We start from the raw sequence: 24,241 nt of genomic DNA on the forward strand, positions 1-24,241 counted from the left end.
CACGAATTCCTCGATGATCGGCGATACATGGCTGCGGCCATCGCCGTGCGCGGATCAGGCGGGCATGGGCTCGCGGCTGAACGCTTCCAGTTCGCGCGCGAGGCTCTGCGCCGCCAGCCTGACCAGCGCGGCGCCTTTCTCCGGCGTCGCCAGTCCCGGATCGGAGCCGATGCGGCCATCCGGATAGCGCCCGCGGAAGTCCAGCGCCTCCCGGATCGGGCCCAACGGTGCAATCTTCGGCGCATAGTCGGCAACCTTCACAGAGTCTGGAAATGCCCACTGGGTGATGGCGATTTCGGACGGCGTGGCGTGCGAGCCATGGCCGGCCGGGAACTGCTCACGCGCCAGCTCGCCGACACCCTCCAGGTCCCACCAGTTGCAGAGCTTCAGCGCATATCCCGCGCGGCGCCTGGCGAAGCTGGCTTCAGCGTAGAGCTCGGAGAACGCCGCCTCGATCGACGCCACGTTGCCGCCGTGGCCGTTCAGGAACAGGATCTTCTCGAAGCCATGCCCCGCCAGCGAGCGGACCCAATCCCCGATCGCGGCGATAAAGGTCGACGGGCGCAGCGAAATGGTTCCCGGGAAGGCAAGGTGATGCTGCGCCATGCCGATATTGAACGTCGGCGCCACCAGGATATCGGCGCCCTTCTCCGCTTCATTGGCGATGATCTCCGGGCACAGCCAGTCCGTGCCCAGCAGCCCGGTCGGCCCATGCTGCTCGTTCGAGCCGATCGGGACGACGATAGTGCGGCTGCGCGCCAGGTACTGCTCGATTTCAGACCAGGTTGAAAGATGCAAGCGCATTGCTACTCCTTTTCTGTCCGGTGCTGCCGGACGTGATGGCTATGTTAATGCCATGCCGTGCTGGCTCGGCGTTTCGCCGGCAGCTTGTTGGCAAGGACGATGATGGCGGCGAGCAACGGCAGCGAGGCCATTAGCAATACGCCGAGATAGAGGCTGCCGGTCGCGGTCTTGGTCCAGCCGATGACGGCTGGCCCCCAGAAGCCGCCCGACAAGCCAATGGTGTTGATCAGCGCAATGCCGCCCGCCGCCGCCGGGCCCTTGATGTACTCGGCAGGCATCGCCCAGAACACCGTGTAGGCCATCCACAGTCCCATCGTGGCCAGTGTCAGCAGGGCCAGCGTCACGAGCAGGTGCCCATCCGTTGCGAACGACGCGGCCAGCAGCACGGCCGCACCCAGCGCCGGTACCGCGCAGTGGAAATGCCGTTCTCCCAGGCGATCCGACCTGCGGCCCATGTAGACCATGCCAAAGGCGGCAGCCACGTAGGGGATGGCCGAATACCAGCCAAGTTGCACGGTATCTTCGACGCCCTGTGCCTTGATGAGGGTCGGAAGCCAGAAGCTGATGGCGTAGATGGTCGCGATGATGCAGAAGTAAGCGAGGGCGAGCACGTAGACCCGTACATCCTTCGCCACCGCCTTGAAGGAATGCTTGTGCGCCGCAGCAGGACTCAGTTCGGCTTCAAGCAGGCGCCGTTCCTGATCGCTGAGCCAGGCAGCCTGTGCCGGCCGGTCCGGCACCAGCGACAACGCCAGCACGCCGAGCAGGATGCAAGGCAAGCCCTCGACCAGGAACATCCACTGCCAGCCTGCGAGGCCGGCCTGCCCTGCGAGCGTGGTCATCAGCCACGCCGAGACCGGGCCGCCGACGATGCCCCCGATCGGGCCCGCCAGGAATACGATCGCGATGGCGCGGGCCATGCGTTGCGGGCCGTACCAGCATGACAGGTAATAGATCATGCCGGGGGCGAAGCCCGCTTCGAACACGCCAAGCAGGAAGCGCATCGCATAGAACATCGGCACATTGCGCACGAACAGCATGCAGGCGGAGGTGATGCCCCATAGGACGAGGATGCGGCTGAACGTCTTGCGCGCGCCGACCCGCGGGAGCATCAGGTTGCTGGGCAGTTCGAAGAGTACATAGCCAATAAAGAAGATACCGGCGCCCACGCCGTATGCCGCATCGGAGAAACCCAGGTCACTCTGCATCTGCAGCTTGGCAAAGCCGACATTGACCCGGTCCAGGTAGGCAAACAGGTAACAGATCAGCAAAAAGGGCAGCAGGCGCCAGTTAATCTTTCTGTATAGCGCGGAAGCGTCGTCGACGGCGCTCGAAGTGGGGATTGCTAGCATGCTGCCTGTCTCCAGTGGGGGTTGCATGTCGTTTGGATCTTCTGTGGCGTTGAGTCTGGCAGCCGGCAAGGCGCCGGCAAAGAGCAACTAAGTCCACGCTCCGTTCCCTTTTGGGCAACAGGTGGCCTCCTCCGTCAACGCGCGGCAATCGCCGCGCAAGGGCATCCGGGTTCATGTATCGTTACCGGTCGGATAGCGAAGGCGAGCGTTTTGAGATGCGAGAGATCAACCAGCAGCGTTTGCGGTATTTCCGCGAAGTCCTGGCGCACGGCACCATCCGCGGGGCCGCGGACAGCCTCAATACCTCGCCGTCCGTGATCACCCGGCAGATCAGGTTGCTCGAGGAAGAACTTGGCGCGACGCTGTTCGAGCGCGAGCCGCGTGGCCTCAGGCCGACCGCGGCGGCCGCGCACCTGATCGAGTTCTGGCGGGGCTACCGCTCGCACCAGGAAAAACTCGAAGACCAGTTGCACTCACTGAAGGGGCTGCAGCAAGGGGAGGTCCGGCTGGTCCTGAGCGAAGGCTACGTGGATTTCCTGGTCAACGAAGTCCTCGCACGGTTCTGCGCACGGTATCCCAGGCTCGATATCCGCATGGACATCCTGGCAGTGGACGGCGTGCTGCAGGAAGTCGCCGAAAGCCGCGCACATATCGGCCTGGCTTACAATCCGCCACCCCATCCGCGCATCGAGTACCGCGCGAGCGCCACGCAGCCAGTGGTGCTGCTGGTCCGCCCTGATCATCCGCTGGCGCTGCGCGGCGGCGCGGCCAGCATCCAGGACCTGCAGGCTTACCCGCTCGCGGTCATGCCGGCATCGTTCGGCGTCGGGCATGCACTGAGCATGGTCGAGTTTGCCGAGAACATCTCGATTCGGGCAACGCTCGTCAGCAACTCACTGACGGCCCTGAAGCAGTTCGTCGGCTACGGCAATTTCATGACGCTGATCGGAGAGTTTGCCGCTTACCGTGAGATCGCGGCAGGCACCCTCGCCGTCGTGCCGATCGATCATCCGCTGTTCATGGGCACCCAGGCCAGGCTGCTGGTGAAGGCCGGCCGGCCGTTGCCGGCGGCTGCGCTCGAACTGCTGGACCATATCACGCGGCACATGTCGATGTTTGCCAGCGCCGCGCACGGCCAGGCATAGCGGCGCCGTAACGTGACGCTGGCGGCGAGGCTGCCCTGTTTGGGAACTATCCCACGGGAGGTCTTACAGGCTTGCTACCACGAACGAATGGGCGGACCTCAACTGCTCCTGCGCGGATTTGAGCGCGTGGCCGCAGGCCTTTCTCCGCGCCGGTTTGCCGCACGATCCGACAGCCATTGGACAACCCGGGCACCGCAAGGCAAGGACACATCGTTTCCATGCGGCAGACAGGCTTTGTATTCGTTTGTATCTCCATAGCGGCCCGGATACCCAGACATACGCTTTCCCGACTGGAAGTTACACGCCAGATACATTGATCGAATCTAATGCCTTCCGAAGCAGCAGGAGCCCTACTTCCGCTTCTGCGCTTTCTTCTGAACGCAAATCTTGGAGCATCGTAATGTCTCGACTGGAAAAGGTTATTTACACTGGAAAGACCCGTACGACGGGTGGACGGGACGGAGCAGCACGCAGCTCTGATGGTCACCTGGACATCAAACTGTCTCCTCTGGGCACCGGCACCGGAACGAACCCTGAGCAGTTGCTCGCGGCCGGCTGGTCGGCGTGCTTTATCGGTGCCCTTGGCAAGGCTGCGCAGACGAAGGGAATCGCCCTACCCCAAGACACTGCCATTGACGCGGAGATTGATCTGGGCATGAATGACGACGGCTATTTGCTGCAGGCTCGGCTTCACGTGAACCTGCCGGGCCTCGACCGTGAGCTGGCGGAGGCGCTGATTGCGACAGCGCACCAGACGTGCCCATATTCAAAGGCCACACGCGGCAACATTGACGTCGTAACGCTGCTTGCGTAGTCGGGCTGGCCGGCCGGCGCTTCGTGCGCAAGAACCTGCACGAAGCGCCGGCCCGGTGCAAGATTGGCGCGCTCAAAGGAACATCATGCTAAATTCGTTCAGGCTGTTTGCAACAATCGTATCGTTCACCGTATGCGTTCCCGCATTGGCCCAGCAGCGACCGGATGCCGGGCAGCCCCCTGCGATTCTTCCGCTCGAGTCTGAAGCGGCGCCGAGGCTCGTCGCCTACCCTCCGCTAGCCGAACCATTGGCGCGCGGCGTGGTGATCATTCAATTCAGGACGGAGAACTTTCGTGTGATGCCGGTCTTCGGCCAAGGCGCCGTCAAGGTATCTCCGCGAATCGGCCATCTTCACGTGACCATCGACGATTGGCGCGGTACATGGGCACATACCAGTCTTGATCCGATCATCGTGGTCGGTCTTACTCCCGGGGACCACAAGATCCGCCTGGAGCTTGCCGACCCCACCCACAAGATCCTCGCAACCGAGTCCGTGGCAGTCACGGTGCCAGACGTGAAGGCATCATCAAGCTCCCACCGCCATTGAGAGTCAGGGCAGGTCCAGCCAGGACATTCAGGCTCATGGGCCTGCCGCTGCACGCGCGCCGGCAAGGTTGGAACTGTTGCGGCCGCCGCCTTGGCCACGCCGACGCGGGCCGGCAACTCCTATCGCGGTCGGGATCAGGCCGCGGCGATTCGCCACCTGCGCGGTCCGCTATCGTGGGCGTTGTTGCCGCTGCTATCCACGGCGACGACCACCGGCAGATTCTCCACATCGAACTCGTAGATGGCTTCCATGCCGAGATCGGCAAACGCAAGCACGCGTGAGGATCGGACCGCCTTGGAGATCAGGTAGGCGGCGCCCCCGGTCGCCGCCAGATAAACACAACCGTTCCTCACGATCGCGCTGATCGCGGCCGGCCCGCGCTCGGCCTTGCCGATCATGCCGAGCAGGCCCGTGGATACGAGCATACGGTCCGCAAACTTGTCCATCCGTGTTGACGTGGTCGGGCCGCAGGGGCCCACCACCTCGTCACGCACGGGATCGACGGGCCCGACGTAGTAGATCATGCGATCGCGGAAATCCACCGGCAAGGGCTCGCCACGCAACAGCATGTCGTCGATGCGCTTGTGTGCGGCATCGCGTCCGGTCAGCATGCGTCCCGACAGAAGCAGGGTCTCGCCGGCGCGCCAGGTGGCGGTTTCCGCCCGGGTCAGCGTATCCAGGTCGACCCGTCGGCTCGCCGTGCTGCCGGGCAATGGCAAATCCGGCCAGAGGTCGGGCGACGGTGCCGTCAGCATGACTGGGCCGCTGCCATCGAGCTCGAAGCGGGCATGCCGCGTTGCCGCGCAGTTCGGCACGACGGCAACAGGCATGCTTGCCGCATGCGTGGGATAGGTCGCGATCTTGACATCGAGCACGGTGGTCAGTCCGCCGAGGCCCTGTGCCCCGATGCCAAGCGCATTGATGCGGTCATGGATGTCGATACGCAGCGCTTCCAACGCATTCCGCGGGCCGCGTGCCTTCAGGTCGAGCATGTCGAGCGGCGCCGTCAGGCTCTGCTTGGCCAGCAGCATGGCCTTCTCCACCGTGCCGCCGACGCCGATGCCAAGCATGCCCGGCGGACACCAGCCGGCCCCCATTGACGGAACCATGCCGACGATCCAGTCAGCGACGGAATCGCTGGGCATCAGGACAGCGAACTTGCTTTTGTTCTCGCTGCCCCCGCCCTTTGCCATCACATCGACCACAATGGTGTTGCCTGGCACCAGTTCGACGTGGACGACCGCCGGGGTGTTGTCGCCGGTATTGCGCCGCGTGAACAGCGGGTCTTCGACGATACTGGCGCGCAGCGTATTGTCCGGGTCGAGGTAGGCACGGCGCACGCCCGCATTGGCCGCTTCAACGATGCACGACGGAAATCCGTCGAGCCGGACGCCCATGCCGACGCGTATGAAGATATTGACGATGCCCGTATCCTGACAGATCGGGCGCCTGCCCTCCGCGCACATCCGTGAGTTGACCAGGATCTGTGCAATGGCCTGTTTCGCCGGCTCGCTGGCCTCGCGCTCGTAGGCGGCGGCGAGGTGCCGGATATAGTCGGGAGGGTGATGGTGACTGACGAACTGCAGGGCCGCAGCGATGCTGTCGACAAAGTCCCCATAGCAAACGACGGTGGTCATGATGCCGTCCCCCCTCAGAAGCGCTGCTCGCGGAACAGGCCGAGCTTCTCCTGCGCGACGCGATCCGAGTACGAGAACAGCACAAGGTCCTCGCTGGCATGCAGCGTGTACTGGCTCCAGCCCGGCACCACGACGAGATCGTGCGGCGCCAACTCCAGCCGCCGGTCGCCGATCATCACATGGCCACGGCCTTCCACACAGATGAAGACGGCGCTGTCGGTCGAGCGGTACGGCAATGTCGCAAAGCCGGATGGGAGCAGCCGGATCATGGTGGCAATGGTCGGCATGGCCCAGCCGCCGTCCACCGGATTGGTGTAGCGCATGAGATAGCCGGCGTGCGGATCGGGCGCGCCGGCGTGTGGCAACGCGAACAGGGCCTCGCGCGTGCGCGCATAAGGATAGTTGAAGACCGGCGAATTCAACGTGGACGGCTGGTAGCCTACCGGCATCAGGCCTGTGCCGTAGCGGGCAAGCGCATCGCCGGCGGGGCGCGTGACCGGTGCCTCGTCGGAATCGAACTCCTCGCGGAAGCCTCCGTTGAAGAACGACACGATGGGAATGTCCAGGCCATCCACCCAGACCATGGGGGCGCTGCCCTCGTGGCCATGATGGTGCCAGGTCCATGCCGGCGTGATGACAAAATCGCCAGCTTCCATATAGGTCTTCTCGCCGTCCACCGCCGTGTAGGCGCCCGATCCTTCGACGATGAAGCGCAGTGCCGACTGGCTATGGCGGTGCGCGGGTGCGACCTCACCGGGCAGGATCAGCTGAAGGCCGGCATACATCGTGCTGGTGATGCATGAGGTGCCTGGCAGGCCCGGGTTCTCCATCAGCAGCACGCGCCGTTCGGCTTCCTCGGCCGAAATCAGCGTCGCCGATTCCATCAGGTACGGACGGGCCGCGGCATACGGCCAGCGGTGCGCCACGCCAGCCGGCGTGGGTTCCGAGGGGATCAGCTTGCGCAGCCGGGTCCAGAGGGCGGCCATCGCATGCGGTTCCAGTTCGCGGTAGAACGCATCGCGCCGGGTCGGCAGGTCGGGGGTGGAATTGGTGGTCATGCTCGGATGCCTCCTGCATCGATATCAGTGGGCGGCTACGTAATCGGGTTGGGCACTCGGCGCCGCGACGCGGAAGGCCTCGTGGCGCATGCAGTGCTCGTAAGCCCGCCGCACGCGGGGGAAAGGTTCCAGGCTGAAACCCGCACGCAGCGCGTTGGCGACCTGCGGCACCAGGCAGCAGTCGGCCAGGGTAGGCGCGTCGCCGACGCACCAGCCGCCGTCCGCGGACAGCCAGGGCTCCAAGGCGCTGAATCCGGCGGTGAGCCAGTGTGCGACCCATTCGGCTTTGTCAGCGTCGGCAAAGCCAAGGCAGACGCCAAGGTATTTCTGCACGCGCAGATTGTTCAACGGGTGCATGTCGCAGGCGATGGTCAGGGCCACCTCCAGCACCCGTGTACGGGCCGGACCGTCGGCGGGAATCAGCCGCGGCACCGGCCACTTGCGATCGAGATGGTCGATGATTGCCAGCGATTGCGTGACGGTCTGCCCGCCGTCGTGCAGCGTCGGAACCAGCCGGTTCGGATTGCGTGCAAGATACTCAGGGCGGTCCTGCTCTCCGGCGCGCAGGTTCACGCCGATGTGGTTCCAGCGGACGTTCTTCAGCGCCATGGCGATGCGCACGCGATACGCCGCGGAACTGTTGAAGAAGTTGTACAGATCCATGGTTGACCCGCCTTCAGGCTACCCGCACTTCGACATCGGTCAACCCGGCGACGCCGCCACGCATGACCTCGCCGCTGCGCACCGGCCCGACACCTTCGGGCGTGCCGGTGAAGACGAGATCGCCGGGCTGCAGTGCAAAGAGCGTCGACAGGTTTGCGATGATCTCCGGCACCGACCAGATCAGCTTGTCCAGGTCGCTGCGCTGGCGGTCCTGCCCATCGACCTGCAGCCAGATCTCTCCGGTGGCGGGATGGCCGGTTTCGCTGGCAGGATGCAGCAGCGAGACCGGCGCGGACTGGTCGAAACCCTTGCCGGGTTCCCAGGGGCGGCCGCGATCGCGCGCCGCGATCTGCAGGTCGCGCCGCGTCATGTCGATGCCGACCGCATAGCCCCAGATGTGCTCATGGGCCTGCTCGACCGGTATGTTCCGTCCCGCGCGGCCGATCGCGGCCACGAGTTCGATCTCAAAGTGAAACTGTCCGGTCGCCGGCGGATAGGAAATCTGCGCACCGGCACCCGCCGGTGCCGCCACAATCGCATCGGTGGGCTTGCAGAAGAAGAACGGCGGCTCGCGGCTCGGGTCCATGCCCATCTCGCGCACGTGCGCGGCGTAGTTGCGGCCGACACAGTAGATGCGGCGCACGGGAAACTGTCCATTGCCACCGGCCACGGGAATCGTGACGGCGGGAATGGGGGGGATGACAAAGGACATGCGGGACTCCAGGAGTCGGATCTGCAAGGTCGAGATCCAGTTCGAAATCGGGGATGCGGGACGTGGCCGTCAGGCGGACAGGCAGGTCTCTGCCTTCCAGCCGTAGAGCCACTCCAGCGAGTCGTAGAAGCGCTCCGGCGAGTGGCTCTTCCACAGGGAATTGCGCACCAGGCGCTCGACGCCGGATGCATGGCACAGGCGGCCAAACTCGCGGGTGGACAGCACCACGCGAGCGGTGCGGGTGATGCGGGCGTCCTGATACAAGGAAAAGGCGCGCGGCAGATCTCCGTCGCAGGCGCGGACCGCGGCACCGAGCGTGACGGCGTCCTCCACGGCCATGCATGCACCCTGCGCGAGGTACTGCAGCAGCGGATGCGCGGCGTCACCGAGCAGCGTGATCCGGCCGTGCGTCCATTGCCCGACAGGCTCGCGGTCCGCCGTGGCCCAGCGCCGCCAGGTCGGCGGCAGCGAAAGCAGGCCAAGCGGACGGGCATCGATGCCCTGGAAGTACGAAAGCACCTCCTCCTGGCTGCCCTCGCTGACGCCCCAGGTCTCCTGCTTGCGGCTGTGGAACGTCACCACGAGGTTGTACTGCTCGCCGGCGCGGACCGGGTAATGCACGACATGGCAGTTCGGCCCCACCCAGAGCACCGGTGCGTTCCATTGCATGTCACGCGGGAACTGCCCCGCATCGATCACCGCGCGGTACACCACGTGCCCCGATACGCGCGGCGGATCGCCGACCAGTTGCTGACGGATGGCGGACTTCACGCCGTCGGCGCCAATCAGGGCACAGCCATGGTAGCTGTTTCCCTGCTCGTCGAAGGCGGTGACGCCGTCCGCTGACTGCCGCACCTCGACGATGCGCGTCGCGGTGACAAATTCAATCCGGTCGGTCTCGCGCACGCCCTCCAGCAGCGAGTTGTGGACGTCAGCACGGTGCGTGACCGCATACGGATTGCCAAAGCGCTTGCGAAAGGCTTCGCCGACGGGAATATCGGCAACGGTCTTGCCGTCGATCGCATCGATCATCATCATGTGATCGGTGTAGACGGCATGGCTGCGCGCGCGCTCGCCCACGCCAAGCGCATCAAAGGCGGCAAAGGCATTGGGGCCGAACTGCACGCCAGCGCCGATTTCGCCGATGACGCTGGCCTGCTCCAGCACTTTGACATGGCAGCCCTCGCGCGCCAGCGCGAGCGCCGCCGCAAGGCCTCCGATGCCGCCGCCGACGACGAGCACCGGGGCTGACTGAATGGTAGTACGCATGACACTCCTTATAGGTCCGGGCGACATCCGCCACGAGGCTGCGTGACCGACGTCGCGTACAACGATTGCGATAGATGAAGCCGGCGGCTATTGGCCGTCCAGCGCCGCGGGCAGCGCGGCGCCCGCGGCCGTGTCGCCTTGTGTCGTCGCCGCGGCGCGCACTAGCCGCAACGTGAAGATCGCGGCGGCGGCGATGGCGGCCGGAACGGCGCTGCACAGGAAAATGGTCTTGATGCTGAAGCCGCTCGCAAGCAAGGCACCGACGATGAGCGGTCCGGTAACCTGGCCCATACGGCCAAGCGCCATGGCCCAGCCCACGCCGGTGGCACGCATCCCGCTCGGGTAGCTCAGCACGGCCAGGCTCAGCAGCCCGGAACTGCCGGCGCCCATGAAGAAGCCGGACAGCGTGGCGGCGATGGCAAGCGAGGTCAGCGATTGCGTGACATAACCGAGCGGCGACACGCTCAACGCACCGAGCATGAACAGCATCGGCAGCGTCAGGTACGGACCGAAACGGTCCACGAGGCGGCCGCCGGCGGCAGTGCCCGCCACACTGCCGAGATTGATCAAGGCGACCACGAGCGCGGCATCGTGCTCTGCGACGCCCTCGCCGCGCAGCAGCGCAGGCGTCCACAGCACCAGCACGATCAGCAGCACGAAGCACATGAAGAAACCGGCCCACAGCAGCAGCGTGGCAACGAGCCGCCCCCCTGAGAGCAGCTGCCGGAAAGGCAGGCCACGCACGCGTTCCTCGGCATCGACATAGGTGACATGGCGATCGGACCCGGGCGCACGACCCGCAATGCGCGCGGCGATGGCGCGCACCGCACCCTGGCCGTCCTTGCGCCGGAGCAGGAACGGCAGCGATTCGGGCAGGCCCACGATCACCAGCAGCGCAAGGCCCAGCGGCAGCACGCCACCGAGATAGAACAGTGCCGGCCAGCCGTAGTGCGGCACGATGTGCGAACTGGCGAGCGCACCCACGGCACCGCCCAGCGGGAAGCCGGCATAGAGCACGCCGGTCATCATGCCGCGCATGGGCCGCGGCGTGTATTCGGCAGACAGCGCCAGCAGGTTCGGAATGGCGCCGCCAAGGCCGAGGCCTGCGAGGAACCGCACCAACAGCAGTTCCGGCAGCGTGGGCGCATGCGGCGTGAGCAGAGAGAAGACCGAGAAGATCAGGATCGAGGTGGCCAGCAGCCAGCGGCGGCCAAAGCGGTCAGCCAGCGGGCCGAGCAGGAAGGCGCCAAGCATGGCCCCCAGCAGGCCCGCGGAGAAGACCTGCCCGAACAGCGCGATGGGAATATCGAGGGATGAAGACATGGCCTTGGCCGCAAAGCCGATGGCCTGGGTATCGAAGCCGTCCATCAGCACGACGAGGAAGCAGACGATAAAGATGCGAAGCCGGTAGGCGCCAAGCGGCCGTGCGTCGATGACCGACGCAATGCTGATAGGGGGCGGGTACATGTGTCTCCTTGGATGCGCGACATGTTCTGTGTTGGGTCCTGCTCCGGTCGGCCTTGTCGCGCTGCGGGCCAATCCGGATGACGGAAGTCTCGTTCCTTGCTTATCATTCGGCAATCAAATGACAGGAATGATGGTCATGAACGAAATGGATAACTTCGACATGAACCTGCTGCGGGTGTTTGACGCGCTGTGGCGGCACGGACACCTGGGCCGGGCGGCCGAGGAAATCGGCGTGAGCCAGCCGGCGATGTCGCATGCGTTGCAGCGGATGCGCGACCAGCTCGGCGATCCGCTGTTCCTGAAGGTCCGCACGGGCATGCAGCCGTCGCCGCGCGCGGTGGCGCTGGCGCCGGTCGTGCAGGGGGTGTTATCGCAGGTGCGTGAGCACCTGTTGACGGCGCCGCGCTTCGAGCCGGCGCAGGCGCGCAGGACGTTTACGCTGGCCCTGTCGGACGTGGGTGAAGCTGCCTTCCTGCCGCGCCTGCTGGCGCGGCTCATGCAGGAGGCGCCTCATGTGGACGTGCGCACGGTCTCGGGCCGGCACACGGACATCATGGACCAGCTCGAACGCGGCAGGATCGACCTGGCCATCGGCTACTATCCGGATCTCGGCGGCTCGGACGTGTTCCAGCAGCGCCTGTTCCGGCACGGGTTCGTATGCCTGGCGCGCAAGGACCATCCGATCGCACGGGGGCGCCTGACGGCGGCACAGTTCCGGACGCTGTCCCATGCCGTGATCCAGAGCGAAAGCCGTAGCCAGGAGCTGGTCGAGGCGTATCTGCGCCAGCACGACATTGTGCGGCGCGAGCTGCTGCGTTCTCCGCATTTCCTCAGCATCCCGCTCGTGATTGCATCGACCGATCTCGTCGTCACGGTGCCGCTGCCAGTAGGCGAACTGTTCGCGCGCATTGCCGACGTACAGGTGCTCAAGCCGCCGTTTCCGATTCCCGCTTTCGATCTCCGGCAACACTGGCATCGCTGTCAGCATGACGATCCGGGCAATCGCTGGCTGCGGGCGCTCACGCAGGAGTTGTTCGGCGAATCCACGGGCGAGTAAAGAGTGCCCTGGCCAGCCAGGCTTGTAGTCATGAACAGGGCGGCGAGCTGACCCTGTCCAATGATGGCCGCCTGGTCCTCGCCCAAGCATCACACTTGCGGCTGGCGGCGGAAACTGATCGCGAGCCGGTTGAATGCATTCATCAGGCTGATCGCCATCGTCAGGTCGGCGAGCTCCTTTTCGCTGAAGACTGCCGCGGCCGCGTCGAAGGCCTCATCCGGGACGTGCGTTTCGGAGACGCGGGTCACAGACTCAGCCCAGGCAAGTGCAGCCTTCTCGCGTTCACTGAAGAGAGCGCCCGCCTCCTGCCAGACTTGCACCAGCGCGAGCTTTGCTCCCGATACGCCCTTCTTCCCCAGCTCGCGCGTGTGCATGTCCAGGCAGTATGCGCAGCCATTGATCTGGCTGACGCGCAGGTAGACCAGCTCCACGAGAACCGCATCCAGCCCTGATTGCATGATGTATCCGTAGACACTGCCGAACGCCTTCACGCCGCCCGGCGACGCTTTTGTATAGTCGAGCCTCATTTCGCGCTCCTTTCCAACGTCGTCAGTTCCTTGTCATCGCTGTCCACCACAAACACGGCCAGCAGTTTGGCCGGCTTTGACTGGCTCGCGTTGCGGCTGACTGCGTGGTGCGATCCTGGCTCTTCATGGAAGCTCTCGCCCGCCTTGTAGATGCGTTCCGGCCCATCGTCAACCTTGCTCGCAATGCTGCCCGAGACGACATAGGCATAGATGAACGCCGACCTGGCGTGGAAATGCGGCGCGGAGGCGGCCCCCGGCGGATAAAGCACCTCTACCGCGACGAGTGACTTGCCGGGGATGTTGGTGATGGCTCGGGCGAAGTTCTCCTTCACCGTCTCACTGGTTCCATGCGCGGCTGCGGCGCCACAGAATGCCATCGTCGTGGCGGCCATGAGGGACAAAAGAAGGCGTTTGGGTTTCATGTCTATTTCCTTGATTGGAACCTGGGTGAGAAGTCCGGTAGTGCCGGGATGCATCCAACCAGTTCCTCCAGTTCGAACCGGTGCTTCGTTACAGAGATCAGGTCCCTGGCGTTCCGCGCATTAAACTACGATTATAGTAGTCGTAGTAAAGATAATGGATTGCTCGCCGATGTGCAAGCGACGCGAGTGGGCCGTCGGGTAGCAGTCGGCAAAAAAACCTTGTGGCGCAAACGAGAGCTCGCTGTTTCGATCGGGCGCGCCACGCCGCAGCGGAGTCGGCCTGTTACTTGAGAGTTGGTTCAGGAGAGTGGATCTATCCCCCGCGCGCGAATCGTGCAGAAGCACTTGCCTTTCAGGCGCCCGCCGATGTGGCCCTCAACCAGCGCGGCCTGTTGTCATCCACTGGCGCGGCCTTCGCCGCGTCCGTGAGAGCCAGCGCGAGGCGCCTACTTGCGTTCCTCCAGCAGCTTGCGGATGGCGGCTTCGGTTTCGGCGTAGCTGCCCTCGCCATAGTGCTTGTACACGATGCGGCCATTGGCATCGATCAGGTAGAGGGCGGGCCAGTACTGGTTGCTAAAGGCTGACCACGTGGCGTACGCATTGTCCTGGGCAACCGGATAGCGGATATCGAAGCGCCGGATCGCCGCCTGCACGTTGGCGGTCGATTTCTCGAACGGGAATTCCGGCGTGTGGACGCCCACCACGACCAGGCCCTGATCCTTGTACTTGTCGTGCCACTGCTTCACGTATGGCAGCGTGTTGATGCAGTTGCCGCAGGCATAGGTCCAGAAGTCGACCAGCACGACTTTGCCGCGCAGGCCCTCCATGGTCAGCGGCGGCGAGTTCAGCCACTGATGGATCCCTGCGAACTCGGGCGCGCGGCCCTGGTCGCCAACGGTCGGGGCGAAGCCTCGCTGGCCGAAGGCAACAATGCCGGCTGCCGCGATCAGCAGCCCTATCGGTACGAGGCGGGATAACGTCGTGCGCATGATGCTGGCCCTGCAGGATTGTGATGGAAGCGGGTGCACCTGGGGCCCGTCCGCTCCGGCCTCCGCCGGCGCGCGGCGGATCGGCTCGGTAAGCGCCGTATGCGGCCCCGGCCACTCAGGTTGCATGGCGTCAGGCGTAGGCACCGTCCAGATACGGGTCGGCGCTGCGCGACGGCTCCGCCGATACGCCGGTGCGATCCATGCCGGCCAGCGAACGTGCGCCGTCCGCGAACGGATCGACATAGCGAGCGCCGTCGCTGTATGGGCTGCGCGGCGACTGTACCGAGCGTGCGCCCTCGTTGAACGGATCGCGCGCATCATGCACGGCACGGGCGCCGTCGGTGTACGGGTCGCGCGCACCGATGCCTGACGACGCGGCCTGTGCGCCAGCGGCAGCGGCCAGCAGGGCGACGGCGAAGACAAGACGCTTGGCAATATTGACAGTATTGGCGGTCATGATCAGCTCCCAGGAAATGGTCATCGGGGTTGCGGCTCACCGGGATTGCTTGCGTTGCAGTTCACCGCCGCGCCACGGATTGCATTGAAGGCGACCGATGTATCTGGCCCTTAACGGGTGGACGGCACTTTTGTCGCCGGACGTGTCGGGACGTCGTCTTGATACAAAGGCGTACAAAGTCGGTACGTCGCCCGACCCGTCCCTGACAGCCAGAGCGGGCCAGTACGGCACTCTCGACGCTCAGCGCAGACCGGGCGGGCCGCTTTCGCCCCGCCCGGTGCGGGCCGCGGCGGGCTTTTGTATGGCAATGTATCTGGCGGCACAGGCTCGACAATCCGGTACACAAGCGCCGATCCACGACACAATCCGGCTACGCAGACGGTGTCTGATACGGGGAAGCCAAGCCCTGTGAGAGCACACTGATCATGAGCCTGCTGATACTCGCCTACCTCGGGGGTGTACTGACCATCCTGAGCCCCTGCATACTGCCGGTCCTGCCGTTCGTGCTAAGCCGCACCGGCCAGCCGTTCCTGCGCGGCAAGCTGCCGATGCTGGCCGGCATGGCGCTGACCTTTGCCGCCGTCGCCACGCTGGCGTCGGCCGGCGGCACCTGGGCTGTGCAAGCCAACGCCTATGGGCGCGTGGCCGCCCTGTCGCTGCTGGCGCTGTTCGGGCTCTCCCTGCTCCTGCCAGGAGTGGCGGATATGCTGGCCCGGCCCCTGGTGGCGCTTGGCAACCGCCTGGCCGGCAACGGCGCGGCTGCCTCGGCCCTGGCGGGGCCACCTTCGCCATGGGGATCGCTGCTGCTCGGCATCGCCACCGGGATGCTATGGGTACCCTGCGCGGGGCCAATCCTCGGCATTGTGCTGACCGGTGCGGCGCTACAGGGTGCGAGCGTCTCGACCTCCCTGGCGCTCGCCGCCTATGCCGCGGGCGCGGCCACCTCGCTGGCGGCCGCGCTCGGCATCGGCGCACACGTGTTTGCTGCCATGAAGCGGTCGATGGGTGCCAGCGAATGGGTGCGCCGAGGGCTGGGCGCCGGCGTGCTTGGCGGCGTGCTTGCCATCGGGTTGGGCGCCGAAACCGGCCTGCTGGCCCGCCTGTCCGCGAGCGGACCGGTGCGGATCGAACAGGCGCTGGTCGACGTGCTGCACAAGGCGCGCCCTGCGGCGCAGCCCGGCACCGGCATGCTGCTGGCCGCCAATGACACGCCGGTGGCCATGCCGAGCCGCCTGCCGGTGGAGGGCCGCATGCCGGCACTCGACGGCGCCGTGCAATGGATCAACTCGGCACCGCTCGCGCGCGATCACTTGCGGGGCAACGTCACGCTGGTCTACTTCTGGACATACTCCTGCATCAACTGCATCCGCACCCTGCCCTATTTGCGCGCGTGGGCGGACAAGTACAAGGACCAGGGCCTGACGGTGATCGGCGTGCACACGCCCGAGTTCGCTTTCGAGAAGTCAACGGACAACGTGCAGCGCGCGGTCAGGAACTTTCGCATCGGCTTCCCTGTCGCCGTCGACAGCGACTACCGCATCTGGCGCGCCTTCCAGAACAGCTACTGGCCCGCCGCGTATTTTGTCGATGCCCACGGCAATATCCGCCACCACCAGTTCGGCGAGGGTGACTACGCCAACTCGGAGCGCGTGATCCAGGCGCTGCTGGCAGAAGCCGGCCGGCCGTCCACGGCGCGCGATGTCGTCGCTCCGCTAGCCGAGGGCGCCCAGGCCGCACCAGACCTGTCCAACCTCCGCTCCGGCGAAACCTACCTGGGCTATCTGCAAGCCGCCAACTTCGCCTCACCGGGTGGCATGCGGCAGGATGCTCCGCAGCGGTACAGCGTCGGCAAGCTCCGGCTCAACCAGTGGGGCCTGGCCGGCCAATGGACCGTAGGCGCCGAGCGGGCCACCCTCGACAAGGCCGATGGCAGCGTCGCCTATCGCTTCCATGCACGCGACCTTCACCTGGTGCTGGGTCCGGCGCCCGACGGCCGGGCGGTGCGTTTCCTGGTGACGATCGACGGCAAGCCGCCTGGCGACAGCCACGGCGCCGACATCGATGCCGCCGGCAACGGCGCGGTCACGCAGACGCGGCTATATCAGCTGGTGCGCCAGTCCGGCAAGGTGGGCGAGCACACCTTCGAAATCCGCTTCCTGGATCCCGGTGCGCAGGCCTATGCCTTCACTTTCGGCTGACGCCGGCTTCCATCCACGCATTCCTCTTATGCCAGCTCCTGCAGCATCGTCGGCACCAGCTCGGACACGGTCGGATGGATGTGCATGGCGCGGCTGATGGTGGTATAGGGCGCCCCGGCATACATCACGTCGAGCAGCGAGTGAATCACCTCGTCGCCGTTCAGGCCCAGGATTGCCGCACCCAGGATCAAGCGGGTCTCGGCGTCGACCACCACCTTCATGAAGCCCTGGCTTTCGCCCTTTTCCACGGCGCGCCCGACGCGGCTCATGGGGCGCCTGCCGACCAGCACCTTGCGTCCGGTCTGGCGGGCCTGCGTTTCCGTCATGCCGGCGCGCCCGAGCGGGGGATCGGTAAACAAGGCATAGGCCGTGATGCGGTCCGCAACCGTGCGGGGATCATTGTCGAGCAGGTTGGCGGCGACGATCTCGTGGTCGTGATACGACGTATGCGTAAACGCCCCGCGGCCGTTGCAGTCACCCAGCGCCCAGATGCCCGGGACGCTGGTGCGCAACTGCTCATCCACCTTGATATAGCCGCGCTCGTCGGTTTCGACGCCTGCCTTGTCCAGTCCGAGGTCTTCCGTGTTGGGCACCCTCCCCACCGCCAGCAGCAGGTGCGAGCCGTGCACATCGCGCGAACCAGTCGCGCAATCGAGCCCGACGGAGATGCCCTCTGCCCCCCGGCGAGCGGTCAGGCAGTTGGCATCGAGGCGGATTTCCACCCCCTCGCGCTCCAGGATCTCCCGTACCGCCTCCGACACGTCTTCGTCTTCGCGCTGGATCAGGCGCGGGCCTTTTTCCACCACGGTCACCCTGGCGCCAAAGCGCCGGTACATCTGCGCAAACTCCAGGCCGATGTAGCTGCCGCCAATGACGACCAGATGCTCCGGCAGGTAGTCCACGTCCATCATGCCCGAATTGGTCAGGTACGCCACCGTGTCGAGCCCGGGCATCGGCGGAACGAGGGCCCGGCCGCCGACGTTGATAAAGATGCGATCGGCTTGCAGCAATTCGCCATTGACGCGCACGCCGTGCGCGCTTTCAAAGCGGGCGTGCCCCTGGTAGACCACGCCGTTGGCCAGGCCGCGCATCCACTGTTCCACGCCACTGGCGGAACGTCCGCGGATTTCATCCTTGCGCGCCTTCACCTGCCTCATGTCGACAGCGACCGGCCCGCCAATCGTCACGCCATAGTCGCTCGCCCGCCGCGCAAGGTGAGCCGCATACGCGCTTGCGATCAGGGTCTTGGTAGGAATGCAGCCGGTGTTCACGCAGGTGCCGCCAAAATGCGCGCGCTCGATGACTGCCACTTTCATGCCCGCGCCCGACAGCCGCGCGGCAAGCGCGGGGCCGGCTTGTCCGGTGCCGATGATGATCGCGTCGAATCCCTGGGCCATCACGCTCCTCCTTGCCTTGTGCCGCGCCCGCCGCACTCACCATGCGCAGCGGGGCATCCGCGCTGAGGATCGGGCAGCAATCGTGGCTGGCTCATGCCCAAGCATAGACAACCGCCTGGAATTTGGCGATGTCACAGAAGCGAGATCCCATCCGCCGTACCGCCGAAGCGGCTGCGCTACGCTTCATCCTGACCAACCCCATGAAGGGGAACAACACGGCAGTGGTTGTCATGGGCGATATCAACGACGGGCAACTGAGCAACACCGCCAATATCCTGACCGAACAGCCGGCCTATCTGGTGGGGGACTCTGTCGGCGGCGGCGACGTTGCGCTCCCATTGCCGATGCACTCACGTCAGTGCGGACAGCAATATGTTCTGCGCTGCCTCGCCGTCACGCGCAAGCTGGCGCTGATAGGTACCGCCAGGCGTCATCACCCATGTGTCGCGCCGGTCGGAAAGGTACGCCTTCAGGCCTTCAGAAATGACACGTTCCTTCAGCCGGGGATCCAGGATGGGAAAACAGATCTCGATCCGCCGGGACAGGCTTCGTTCCATCCATTCCCCGCTGGACAGCATGACCTTCTCTGCCCCGCCGTTGTGAAAATAGAAGATGCGCGAGTGCTCAAGAAATCGGCCCATGACCGATTTCACTGCGATGTGTTCCGACAGGCCAGCCACGCCTGGCCGCAGCGCACAGGCGCCCCTGACGATCAGGTCGATACGCACGCCTTCACGCGAGGCATCGTATAGCGCCTGGATCAGCTCCGGCTCCAGCAGCGCATTCATCTTGGCGATAATCCGTCCCTTGCGCCCGGCCCTGGCGTGCTCGGCTTCGCCTCGGATCGCCGCCAGCAACTGCTTCTTCAACGTAAACGGCGATTGCCAGATATGGGTCATGCTCTGCGTCTGCCCGCGGCCGGTCAGCTGGCTGAAGACCTGTGCCACGTCCTGCGTCAACGATTCATCGCATGTCAGCAACCCAAAATCCGTATAAGTGCGCGATGTCTCGTGGTGATAGTTCCCCGTGCCGAGGTGGACATAGCGCCTGAGCTTTCCACCCTCCCGCCGCAGCACCATGACCATCTTTGCATGGGCCTTGAAACCGACGACTCCATAGATGACATGCGCGCCAACCGCCTCCAGTTGCGCCGCCCAGCCGATGTTCGCCTCTTCATCGAAGCGGGCCAGCAACTCCACCACGGCGGTGACCTCCTTGCCGTTGCGCGCAGCCTCGATGAGTGCCGACAACAGGACCGAGTCGTGTCCGGCTCGATACACGGTCTGACTGATTGCCACGACATCGGGATCCCGTGCCGCCTGCCTGACGAAATCGACGACCGGTGCAAATGACTGGAATGGATGGTGCAGCAGGATGTCGCCATCGCGCATGGCGCGAAAGACATCGGAATGTTCCAGCAGGATCTTTGGCAAGCCTGGCCGGAAAGGCATGTACTTCAGTTCCGGCCTGTCGACCTGATCCGGCACCTGCATCAGGCGAACCAGGTTGACCGGCCCGTTTACCGAAAACACTTCACCTGGTGCCAGCCCGAACTGTTCCTGCAGGAAGGTCGTCATTGCCGGCGTGCAGTTGTCCGCGACTTCCAGCCGGACCGCGTCGCCAAGATGGCGGTGCGGCAGTTCGCCTTGCAGCGCCTCGCGCAGGTTCTTGATCTCCTCCTCGTCCACGAACAATTCACTGTTCCGGGTCACACGGAACTGATAGCAGCCCCGTACCGACATGCCACTGAACAGTTCGCCGACATGGGCATGCAGGATAGACGAGAGAAAGACAAAGCCATGCTCGCACCCCGAAATGTCAGCGGGCAGAGCGATGACACGTGGCAGCGCTCGTGGCGCCTGCACGATTGCATTGCCGGAGTTGCGGCCGAACGCATCCTTGCCCTCGAGCTCAACCGCAAAGTTCAGGCTCTTGTTGAGCACGCGTGGGAACGGATGCGCGGGATCGAGCGCGATGGGTGTCAGGACCGGCATCAGCTCGGCGAAGAAGAATTCGCGAATCCATGCCTTCTGCTCGGCATTCCACGATGGCCGCCGCAGGAAGCAAATCTGCTGCTCCGCCATGGCCGGAATCAACACCTCATTGAACAGGCGATACTGCTGATCTATCAGTTCGCGCACCCGCTGGTTGACCGTGGCATAGACGACCTGCGGCGTAAGCCCGTCCGGGCCGCCAACCGGCGACTGAAGCGCGCACTGCTCCCTCAGGCCCGCTACGCGAATTTCATAGAACTCATCCAGGTTGCTGCTGAAGGTGCACAGGGCACGCAGCCGCTCGAGCAGCGGAATGGCGGGATCGGCTGCCTGCTGCAGGACGCGGCCGAAGAACTCCAGCTGGCTGAGCTCGCGGTTGATGTAGAACTCATTGCCATTGGACAAGCTCGCCTCATCCGCCAGGTCGCCCGGGCGCCCCGCCCCCCGAGCACCCGGCAACCCGTTCTGCATGGAGCTGGATTCGCGTTTCATGATTCCGTGCCAAGGGGAAACCTTTCCAGATTCTAGCTGGCGTATTGCGCATAGCGACGCGATTCTGGCTCCGGTATTCGCGAAAGACGCACTCCCCCCGAACATCGGCGACCTAGAATGATCCGACTTGCCCCATGGAGTCGCCAATGACAATGACACAGGAAATGCCATATGCCAGCGAAACCACGTCCGAGGGCCTGGCGAGATTGATCGAGCACATCCGGCATGCTGCGGTGCAAGGCGATCTTGACCCCGAGTTTGTCCGCAAGCTGGCCAAGCGCATCAGCAAGGAGTTTCAGGAGATGAAAGCCGGAAGGCCGGGAGATGCCGGGCTTGCTGGTCTCGAATCCTGCATCGAAGCACTGCTGCTGGCCGCCGACAGCGGACATGGCGCCAGGTTGACCAAATCCCTGCAAAGGCTGCGGGAGAATGAGGCCGCTGGCGGCGGAGCGAGTTCGGCTTCTCACTAGCGGCCGTAACGACGGTCCGTCACGACGCTGATGCCGGGGGCTTTTTCATTACGTCGTTAATTCATTCCCCCGAAGCCTTCAGGACGCCTACGCCTGCACGCCTACGCCTGCACATCTGCTGCAGGGCGCCGTTGCACGATCAGGTTGCCGGTGAGGATCTGCACTGGCTCCTCATCCTGGTTGAAGGTGGTGGTGCGCACTTTCACGATGCCCTGGTCGGGGCGCGACTTCGAGATCCGCACCTCCAGTATTTCGCTCGCGATGTGCAACGTATCGCCGGGCCGTACCGGCCTTGGCCAGCGCAGCTCCTCGAAGCCGGCGCCGATGATGCCGCCCGCCGGCCGGAACTCGCCGTCGACCAGCAGGCGCATGGTCAGCGCCGCCGTGTGCCAGCCGCTGGCGGCCAGGCCGCGGAACAGCGTGTCGCCGGCAGCGGCTTCATCGAGATGGAAAGGCTGCGGGTCGAACTCGGCAGCAAAGGACTTGATCCGCTCTGGCTCGACGGTCAGCCGCCCTGAACCGTATTTCTGGCCCGCGGCGAGATCCTCGATGTATTGGACGTTCATGGTTTGCTTCTCCAGATGGTTGTGGCGCGGTCCCGATGACCAGCGCGTGCGGCGTGCGCGCCGGGCGGCGGCTGGCAGCGACCTCGGCGCTTCGCAGGACAATCCGCGCGGCCCGAGCGAGGCTAGTTCCCTCAGCCAAGCCTGAGCTGCGCCTCCAGCCCACCCCCTTCCCGGTTGCGCAGCGTCAGCGAACCCCCGATCGCCAGCGCCAGCTGCTGCGCGATGGCCAGGCCCAGGCCGGTGCCGCCGGTTTCGCGGTTGCGCGACGCCTCCAGCCGGACAAACGGCTGCATCACGGATTCGAGCTTCTCCGCCGGGATGCCGGGGCCGCGATCGAGCACGCCGATCACCACCGCGCCCCCGTCGCGCCGCACGCTCAGCTCCGCCGCCCCGCCGAACTTGATGGCGTTGTCGGTCAGGTTGGTCAGGATGCGGCGCAGGGCATGCGGGCGCGTCATGATGGCGCCGCCGATGTTCTGCAGGATCGTGACGGCCTTGCCGGTGTCCTGGTAATCGTAGACCAGGCTCTCGATGAAAGACCCGACGTCGATCCGCGATGCCTTCTCGCCATCGTCATGCATGGCGCGCGCATAGGCCAGTCCCTCCTTGACCAGCGTCTCGATCTCGGTGAGATCGTGCACCAGCTTGCGCTTGTCTTCCGAGTCCTCCGCCATCTCGGCGCGCAGCTTCATGCGCGTGATCGGCGTCTGCAGGTCGTGCGAGATCGCCGCCAGGATCTGCACGCGTTCCTCGACAAAGCGGGCGATGCGCTCCCGCATGGCGTTGAACGCGCGCGCGGCACGCACCAGCTCCGTCGGACCGGACTCGGCCAGCGGCTCGCTCGCGGCGTTCGGGTCGAGCGCGTCGGCGGCATTGGCCAGCGCCACCACCGGGCGCAGCGACAGCCGTACGGCCAGCCAGCAGCACAGCACCAGCAGCAGCAGCTGCAGCACCAGCACATAGGGCAGCCATTGCGCGATCTGGGGCGGCTTCGGATGCACATCGATGGTCAGCGGGCTGCCATCGCTGAGGGTCAGGTGCGCCTGCAGGCGTTTGCCTTGCCCCGGGATCGATTCGACCCTGACGGGGAAACGGCCGCCGCTCGCCTCGGTAATGCGGTCCGCGATCTCCTGGGCCTGCTCGCTCATCTCCGGCATGCCCGGCAGACCCGGCCCCAACACATACTGGTAATTGCCGCGATTCACGTACCGTAGCCACTGCGGCCGCTCCGCTGCGGGTAAACGGTCGAGGATGGCGATCGACGTCGACACGTCGGTTTCCAGCGTGCCGAGCATCACCTGACGCGCGCTGATGTAGCGCTCCGCAAACAGCACGCCGAAAGACAAGCCATGGGCCACCACGAGCCCGGCCAGCAGGATCAGGAACAGGCGCGAGCCCAGCGTGCGGGGCCACGGCAAGGCTCGGAATTTCACTGCCGGGCCTCCCGGATCTCGACCGGCATCGAGAACACGTAGCCCTCGCTGCGCACGGTCTTGATGTAGCGGGGCTCGCGTGCATCGTCCTTGAGATGCTGGCGCAGGCGGCTGACCAGCAAGTCGACCGACCGCTCGAACATCTCCGCCTCGCGGCCTTGCGTGAGGCTGAGCAGCTGGTCGCGGTTGAGCACGCGCTGCGGATGGTCGACGAACACGCGCAACAAGCGGTACTCCGCGCCACTCAGCGCCACGATGATGCCATCGCGGTCGATCAGGTGCCGCGCCGTGGTGTCCAGCTGCCAGTCGCCGAACGCCAGCAACTGGCCCGCTTCCGTGATCTGCAGGTTGGGCGGCAGCATGCGCGTCCTGCGCAGCACCGCCTTGATGCGAGCCAGCAGCTCGCGCGCCGCGAAAGGCTTGGGGAGGTAGTCGTCGGCACCCATTTCGAGGCCGAGGATGCGGTCGGTCTCGTCGCTGCGCGCGGTCAGCATCAGGATCGGCGTGGTCTTGTGCTTGCCGGCTCGCAGTTCACGACAAAGCACCAGGCCATCGTCGCCCGGCATCATCACGTCCAGCACGATCAGGTCAACGGCATTGGCCTCCAGGATCGACCGCATCTGCCTGCCATCCTGCGCCACGGTCACACGCAGGCCATTCTTGGTCAGGTAGGTCGATACCAGTTCCCGGATTTCCCGGTCGTCATCGACAACCAGGATATGGTCGACGTGTGCATCCATCTTTATCCCCTCAGAAAAATCAGGTGAACCA

General features: G+C 65.0%; 23 protein-coding genes. 6 read left to right on the forward strand and 17 right to left on the reverse strand.

Going from position 1 to position 24,241, the window contains the following annotated elements:
• Nucleotides 1–54: 54 nt before the first annotated feature.
• Together J8I34_RS01610 and J8I34_RS01615 are read right to left on the reverse strand one after the other, a co-directional pair.
• Nucleotides 55–804 carry a creatininase family protein gene (locus J8I34_RS01610; protein WP_209805195.1) on the reverse strand — a complete coding sequence of 250 codons (750 nt, stop codon included), beginning with the start codon at nt 802–804 and terminating at the stop codon, nt 55–57.
• Nucleotides 805–848: 44 nt separating this feature from the next.
• Nucleotides 849–2,156 carry an MFS transporter gene (locus J8I34_RS01615; protein WP_029045911.1) on the reverse strand — a complete coding sequence of 436 codons (1,308 nt, stop codon included), beginning with the start codon at nt 2,154–2,156 and terminating at the stop codon, nt 849–851.
• A gap of 215 nt (nt 2,157–2,371) precedes the next feature.
• Here J8I34_RS01615 and J8I34_RS01620 point away from each other — a divergent pair, with 215 nt between their 5' ends.
• The 3 genes from J8I34_RS01620 (at nt 2,372) to J8I34_RS01630 (ending at nt 4,662) form a co-directional block, all read left to right on the forward strand.
• Entirely contained in the window at nt 2,372–3,301 is a 930-nt protein-coding gene (locus J8I34_RS01620; RefSeq protein WP_209805196.1) for a LysR family transcriptional regulator, read from the forward strand.
• Between the two features lie 400 nt (nt 3,302–3,701).
• Nucleotides 3,702–4,115 (forward strand): organic hydroperoxide resistance protein, encoded by a 414-nt coding sequence (locus J8I34_RS01625; protein ID WP_029045909.1) that lies wholly within the window; start codon nt 3,702–3,704, stop codon nt 4,113–4,115.
• An 85-nt stretch (nt 4,116–4,200) separates the two neighbouring features.
• On the forward strand, nt 4,201–4,662 hold the full coding sequence (locus J8I34_RS01630) for a DUF6130 family protein (protein WP_029045908.1): 462 nt from the start codon (nt 4,201–4,203) through the stop codon (nt 4,660–4,662).
• Between the two features lie 134 nt (nt 4,663–4,796).
• Here the strand turns inward: J8I34_RS01630 and J8I34_RS01635 are convergent, their stop codons facing one another.
• From J8I34_RS01635 to J8I34_RS01660, 6 genes are all read right to left on the reverse strand, one after another.
• Nucleotides 4,797–6,299 carry a fumarate hydratase gene (locus tag J8I34_RS01635; protein WP_029045907.1) on the reverse strand — a complete coding sequence of 501 codons (1,503 nt, stop codon included), beginning with the start codon at nt 6,297–6,299 and terminating at the stop codon, nt 4,797–4,799.
• A gap of 14 nt (nt 6,300–6,313) precedes the next feature.
• Entirely contained in the window at nt 6,314–7,357 is a 1,044-nt protein-coding gene (gtdA, locus tag J8I34_RS01640) for a gentisate 1,2-dioxygenase (RefSeq protein WP_029045906.1), read from the reverse strand.
• Between the two features lie 24 nt (nt 7,358–7,381).
• The gene (maiA, locus tag J8I34_RS01645) at nt 7,382–8,020 is read right to left on the reverse strand and encodes a maleylacetoacetate isomerase (RefSeq protein ID WP_029045905.1); all 639 of its coding nucleotides are present in this window, start codon (nt 8,018–8,020) and stop codon (nt 7,382–7,384) included.
• A gap of 13 nt (nt 8,021–8,033) precedes the next feature.
• On the reverse strand, nt 8,034–8,732 hold the full coding sequence (locus J8I34_RS01650; RefSeq protein WP_029045904.1) for a fumarylacetoacetate hydrolase family protein: 699 nt from the start codon (nt 8,730–8,732) through the stop codon (nt 8,034–8,036).
• A gap of 69 nt (nt 8,733–8,801) precedes the next feature.
• The gene (locus tag J8I34_RS01655) at nt 8,802–10,001 is read right to left on the reverse strand and encodes a 3-hydroxybenzoate 6-monooxygenase (protein ID WP_035877004.1); all 1,200 of its coding nucleotides are present in this window, start codon (nt 9,999–10,001) and stop codon (nt 8,802–8,804) included.
• Nucleotides 10,002–10,088: 87 nt separating this feature from the next.
• Entirely contained in the window at nt 10,089–11,468 is a 1,380-nt protein-coding gene (locus J8I34_RS01660) for an MFS transporter (RefSeq protein ID WP_051320380.1), read from the reverse strand.
• 145 nt (nt 11,469–11,613) lie between these two features.
• On the opposite strand from J8I34_RS01660, the gene J8I34_RS01665 reads away from it, so the two are divergent.
• The gene (locus tag J8I34_RS01665) at nt 11,614–12,525 is read left to right on the forward strand and encodes a LysR family transcriptional regulator (protein WP_029045902.1); all 912 of its coding nucleotides are present in this window, start codon (nt 11,614–11,616) and stop codon (nt 12,523–12,525) included.
• Between the two features lie 89 nt (nt 12,526–12,614).
• Here J8I34_RS01665 and J8I34_RS01670 read toward each other — a convergent pair whose 3' ends face one another.
• From J8I34_RS01670 to J8I34_RS01685, 4 genes are all read right to left on the reverse strand, one after another.
• Complete coding sequence (locus tag J8I34_RS01670; RefSeq protein WP_029045901.1) at nt 12,615–13,052, reverse strand: carboxymuconolactone decarboxylase family protein; 438 nt, start codon at nt 13,050–13,052, stop codon at nt 12,615–12,617.
• Complete coding sequence (locus tag J8I34_RS01675; RefSeq protein ID WP_209805197.1) at nt 13,049–13,474, reverse strand: cupin domain-containing protein; 426 nt, start codon at nt 13,472–13,474, stop codon at nt 13,049–13,051. Before J8I34_RS01675 ends, J8I34_RS01670 begins: the two co-directional genes overlap by 4 nt.
• 446 nt (nt 13,475–13,920) lie before the next feature.
• Nucleotides 13,921–14,463: a thioredoxin family protein gene (locus J8I34_RS01680; RefSeq protein WP_209774335.1), complete on the reverse strand. Its 543-nt coding sequence runs from the start codon at nt 14,461–14,463 to the stop codon at nt 13,921–13,923.
• 130 nt (nt 14,464–14,593) lie between these two features.
• On the reverse strand, nt 14,594–14,920 hold the full coding sequence (locus J8I34_RS01685) for a hypothetical protein (RefSeq protein ID WP_035877041.1): 327 nt from the start codon (nt 14,918–14,920) through the stop codon (nt 14,594–14,596).
• 425 nt (nt 14,921–15,345) lie between these two features.
• Here J8I34_RS01685 and J8I34_RS01690 point away from each other — a divergent pair, with 425 nt between their 5' ends.
• Nucleotides 15,346–17,118 (forward strand): cytochrome c biogenesis protein DipZ, encoded by a 1,773-nt coding sequence (locus J8I34_RS01690; protein WP_209805198.1) that lies wholly within the window; start codon nt 15,346–15,348, stop codon nt 17,116–17,118.
• Nucleotides 17,119–17,144: 26 nt separating this feature from the next.
• Here J8I34_RS01690 and J8I34_RS01695 read toward each other — a convergent pair whose 3' ends face one another.
• Both J8I34_RS01695 and ppk1 read right to left on the reverse strand, forming a co-directional pair.
• Nucleotides 17,145–18,515, reverse strand: a complete 1,371-nt coding sequence (locus J8I34_RS01695) for an FAD-containing oxidoreductase (RefSeq protein ID WP_209805199.1) — start codon at nt 18,513–18,515, stop codon at nt 17,145–17,147.
• Nucleotides 18,516–18,865: 350 nt separating this feature from the next.
• Nucleotides 18,866–21,001, reverse strand: coding sequence for a polyphosphate kinase 1 (gene ppk1, locus J8I34_RS01700; RefSeq protein WP_029045895.1), 2,136 nt, complete (start codon nt 20,999–21,001; stop codon nt 18,866–18,868).
• Between the two features lie 146 nt (nt 21,002–21,147).
• On the opposite strand from ppk1, the gene J8I34_RS01705 reads away from it, so the two are divergent.
• Nucleotides 21,148–21,471 carry a hypothetical protein gene (locus J8I34_RS01705; RefSeq protein WP_232232333.1) on the forward strand — a complete coding sequence of 108 codons (324 nt, stop codon included), beginning with the start codon at nt 21,148–21,150 and terminating at the stop codon, nt 21,469–21,471.
• A gap of 101 nt (nt 21,472–21,572) precedes the next feature.
• On the opposite strand, the gene J8I34_RS01710 is transcribed toward J8I34_RS01705, so the two are convergent.
• The 3 genes from J8I34_RS01710 to J8I34_RS01720 all read right to left on the reverse strand — a co-directional run bounded on the left by J8I34_RS01710 (nt 21,573) and on the right by J8I34_RS01720 (nt 24,210).
• On the reverse strand, nt 21,573–22,037 hold the full coding sequence (locus J8I34_RS01710) for a MaoC family dehydratase (RefSeq protein WP_209774331.1): 465 nt from the start codon (nt 22,035–22,037) through the stop codon (nt 21,573–21,575).
• 131 nt (nt 22,038–22,168) lie between these two features.
• The gene (locus J8I34_RS01715) at nt 22,169–23,470 is read right to left on the reverse strand and encodes an ATP-binding protein (protein ID WP_029045892.1); all 1,302 of its coding nucleotides are present in this window, start codon (nt 23,468–23,470) and stop codon (nt 22,169–22,171) included.
• Entirely contained in the window at nt 23,467–24,210 is a 744-nt protein-coding gene (locus tag J8I34_RS01720; protein WP_029045891.1) for a response regulator, read from the reverse strand. Before J8I34_RS01720 ends, J8I34_RS01715 begins: the two co-directional genes overlap by 4 nt.
• Between the last annotated feature and the right edge of the window lie 31 nt (nt 24,211–24,241).

Source organism: Cupriavidus phytohabitans (assembly GCF_017815025.1).
In the GTDB taxonomy this organism is placed as follows: Bacteria; Pseudomonadota; Gammaproteobacteria; order Burkholderiales; family Burkholderiaceae; genus Cupriavidus.

Coding starts and splice junctions, on each gene's coding strand:
- J8I34_RS01610 (WP_209805195.1), bottom strand. CDS start 804: ATGCGCTTGCATCTTTCAACCTGGTCTGAAATCGAGCAGTACCTGGCG.
- J8I34_RS01615 (WP_029045911.1), bottom strand. CDS start 2,156: ATGCTAGCAATCCCCACTTCGAGCGCCGTCGACGACGCTTCCGCGCTA.
- J8I34_RS01620 (WP_209805196.1), top strand. CDS start 2,372: ATGCGAGAGATCAACCAGCAGCGTTTGCGGTATTTCCGCGAAGTCCTG.
- J8I34_RS01625 (WP_029045909.1), top strand. CDS start 3,702: ATGTCTCGACTGGAAAAGGTTATTTACACTGGAAAGACCCGTACGACG.
- J8I34_RS01630 (WP_029045908.1), top strand. CDS start 4,201: ATGCTAAATTCGTTCAGGCTGTTTGCAACAATCGTATCGTTCACCGTA.
- J8I34_RS01635 (WP_029045907.1), bottom strand. CDS start 6,299: ATGACCACCGTCGTTTGCTATGGGGACTTTGTCGACAGCATCGCTGCG.
- gtdA (WP_029045906.1), bottom strand. CDS start 7,357: ATGACCACCAATTCCACCCCCGACCTGCCGACCCGGCGCGATGCGTTC.
- maiA (WP_029045905.1), bottom strand. CDS start 8,020: ATGGATCTGTACAACTTCTTCAACAGTTCCGCGGCGTATCGCGTGCGC.
- J8I34_RS01650 (WP_029045904.1), bottom strand. CDS start 8,732: ATGTCCTTTGTCATCCCCCCCATTCCCGCCGTCACGATTCCCGTGGCC.
- J8I34_RS01655 (WP_035877004.1), bottom strand. CDS start 10,001: ATGCGTACTACCATTCAGTCAGCCCCGGTGCTCGTCGTCGGCGGCGGC.
- J8I34_RS01660 (WP_051320380.1), bottom strand. CDS start 11,468: ATGTACCCGCCCCCTATCAGCATTGCGTCGGTCATCGACGCACGGCCG.
- J8I34_RS01665 (WP_029045902.1), top strand. CDS start 11,614: ATGGATAACTTCGACATGAACCTGCTGCGGGTGTTTGACGCGCTGTGG.
- J8I34_RS01670 (WP_029045901.1), bottom strand. CDS start 13,052: ATGAGGCTCGACTATACAAAAGCGTCGCCGGGCGGCGTGAAGGCGTTC.
- J8I34_RS01675 (WP_209805197.1), bottom strand. CDS start 13,474: ATGAAACCCAAACGCCTTCTTTTGTCCCTCATGGCCGCCACGACGATG.
- J8I34_RS01680 (WP_209774335.1), bottom strand. CDS start 14,463: ATGCGCACGACGTTATCCCGCCTCGTACCGATAGGGCTGCTGATCGCG.
- J8I34_RS01685 (WP_035877041.1), bottom strand. CDS start 14,920: ATGACCGCCAATACTGTCAATATTGCCAAGCGTCTTGTCTTCGCCGTC.
- J8I34_RS01690 (WP_209805198.1), top strand. CDS start 15,346: ATGAGCCTGCTGATACTCGCCTACCTCGGGGGTGTACTGACCATCCTG.
- J8I34_RS01695 (WP_209805199.1), bottom strand. CDS start 18,515: ATGGCCCAGGGATTCGACGCGATCATCATCGGCACCGGACAAGCCGGC.
- ppk1 (WP_029045895.1), bottom strand. CDS start 21,001: ATGAAACGCGAATCCAGCTCCATGCAGAACGGGTTGCCGGGTGCTCGG.
- J8I34_RS01705 (WP_232232333.1), top strand. CDS start 21,148: ATGACAATGACACAGGAAATGCCATATGCCAGCGAAACCACGTCCGAG.
- J8I34_RS01710 (WP_209774331.1), bottom strand. CDS start 22,037: ATGAACGTCCAATACATCGAGGATCTCGCCGCGGGCCAGAAATACGGT.
- J8I34_RS01720 (WP_029045891.1), bottom strand. CDS start 24,210: ATGGATGCACACGTCGACCATATCCTGGTTGTCGATGACGACCGGGAA.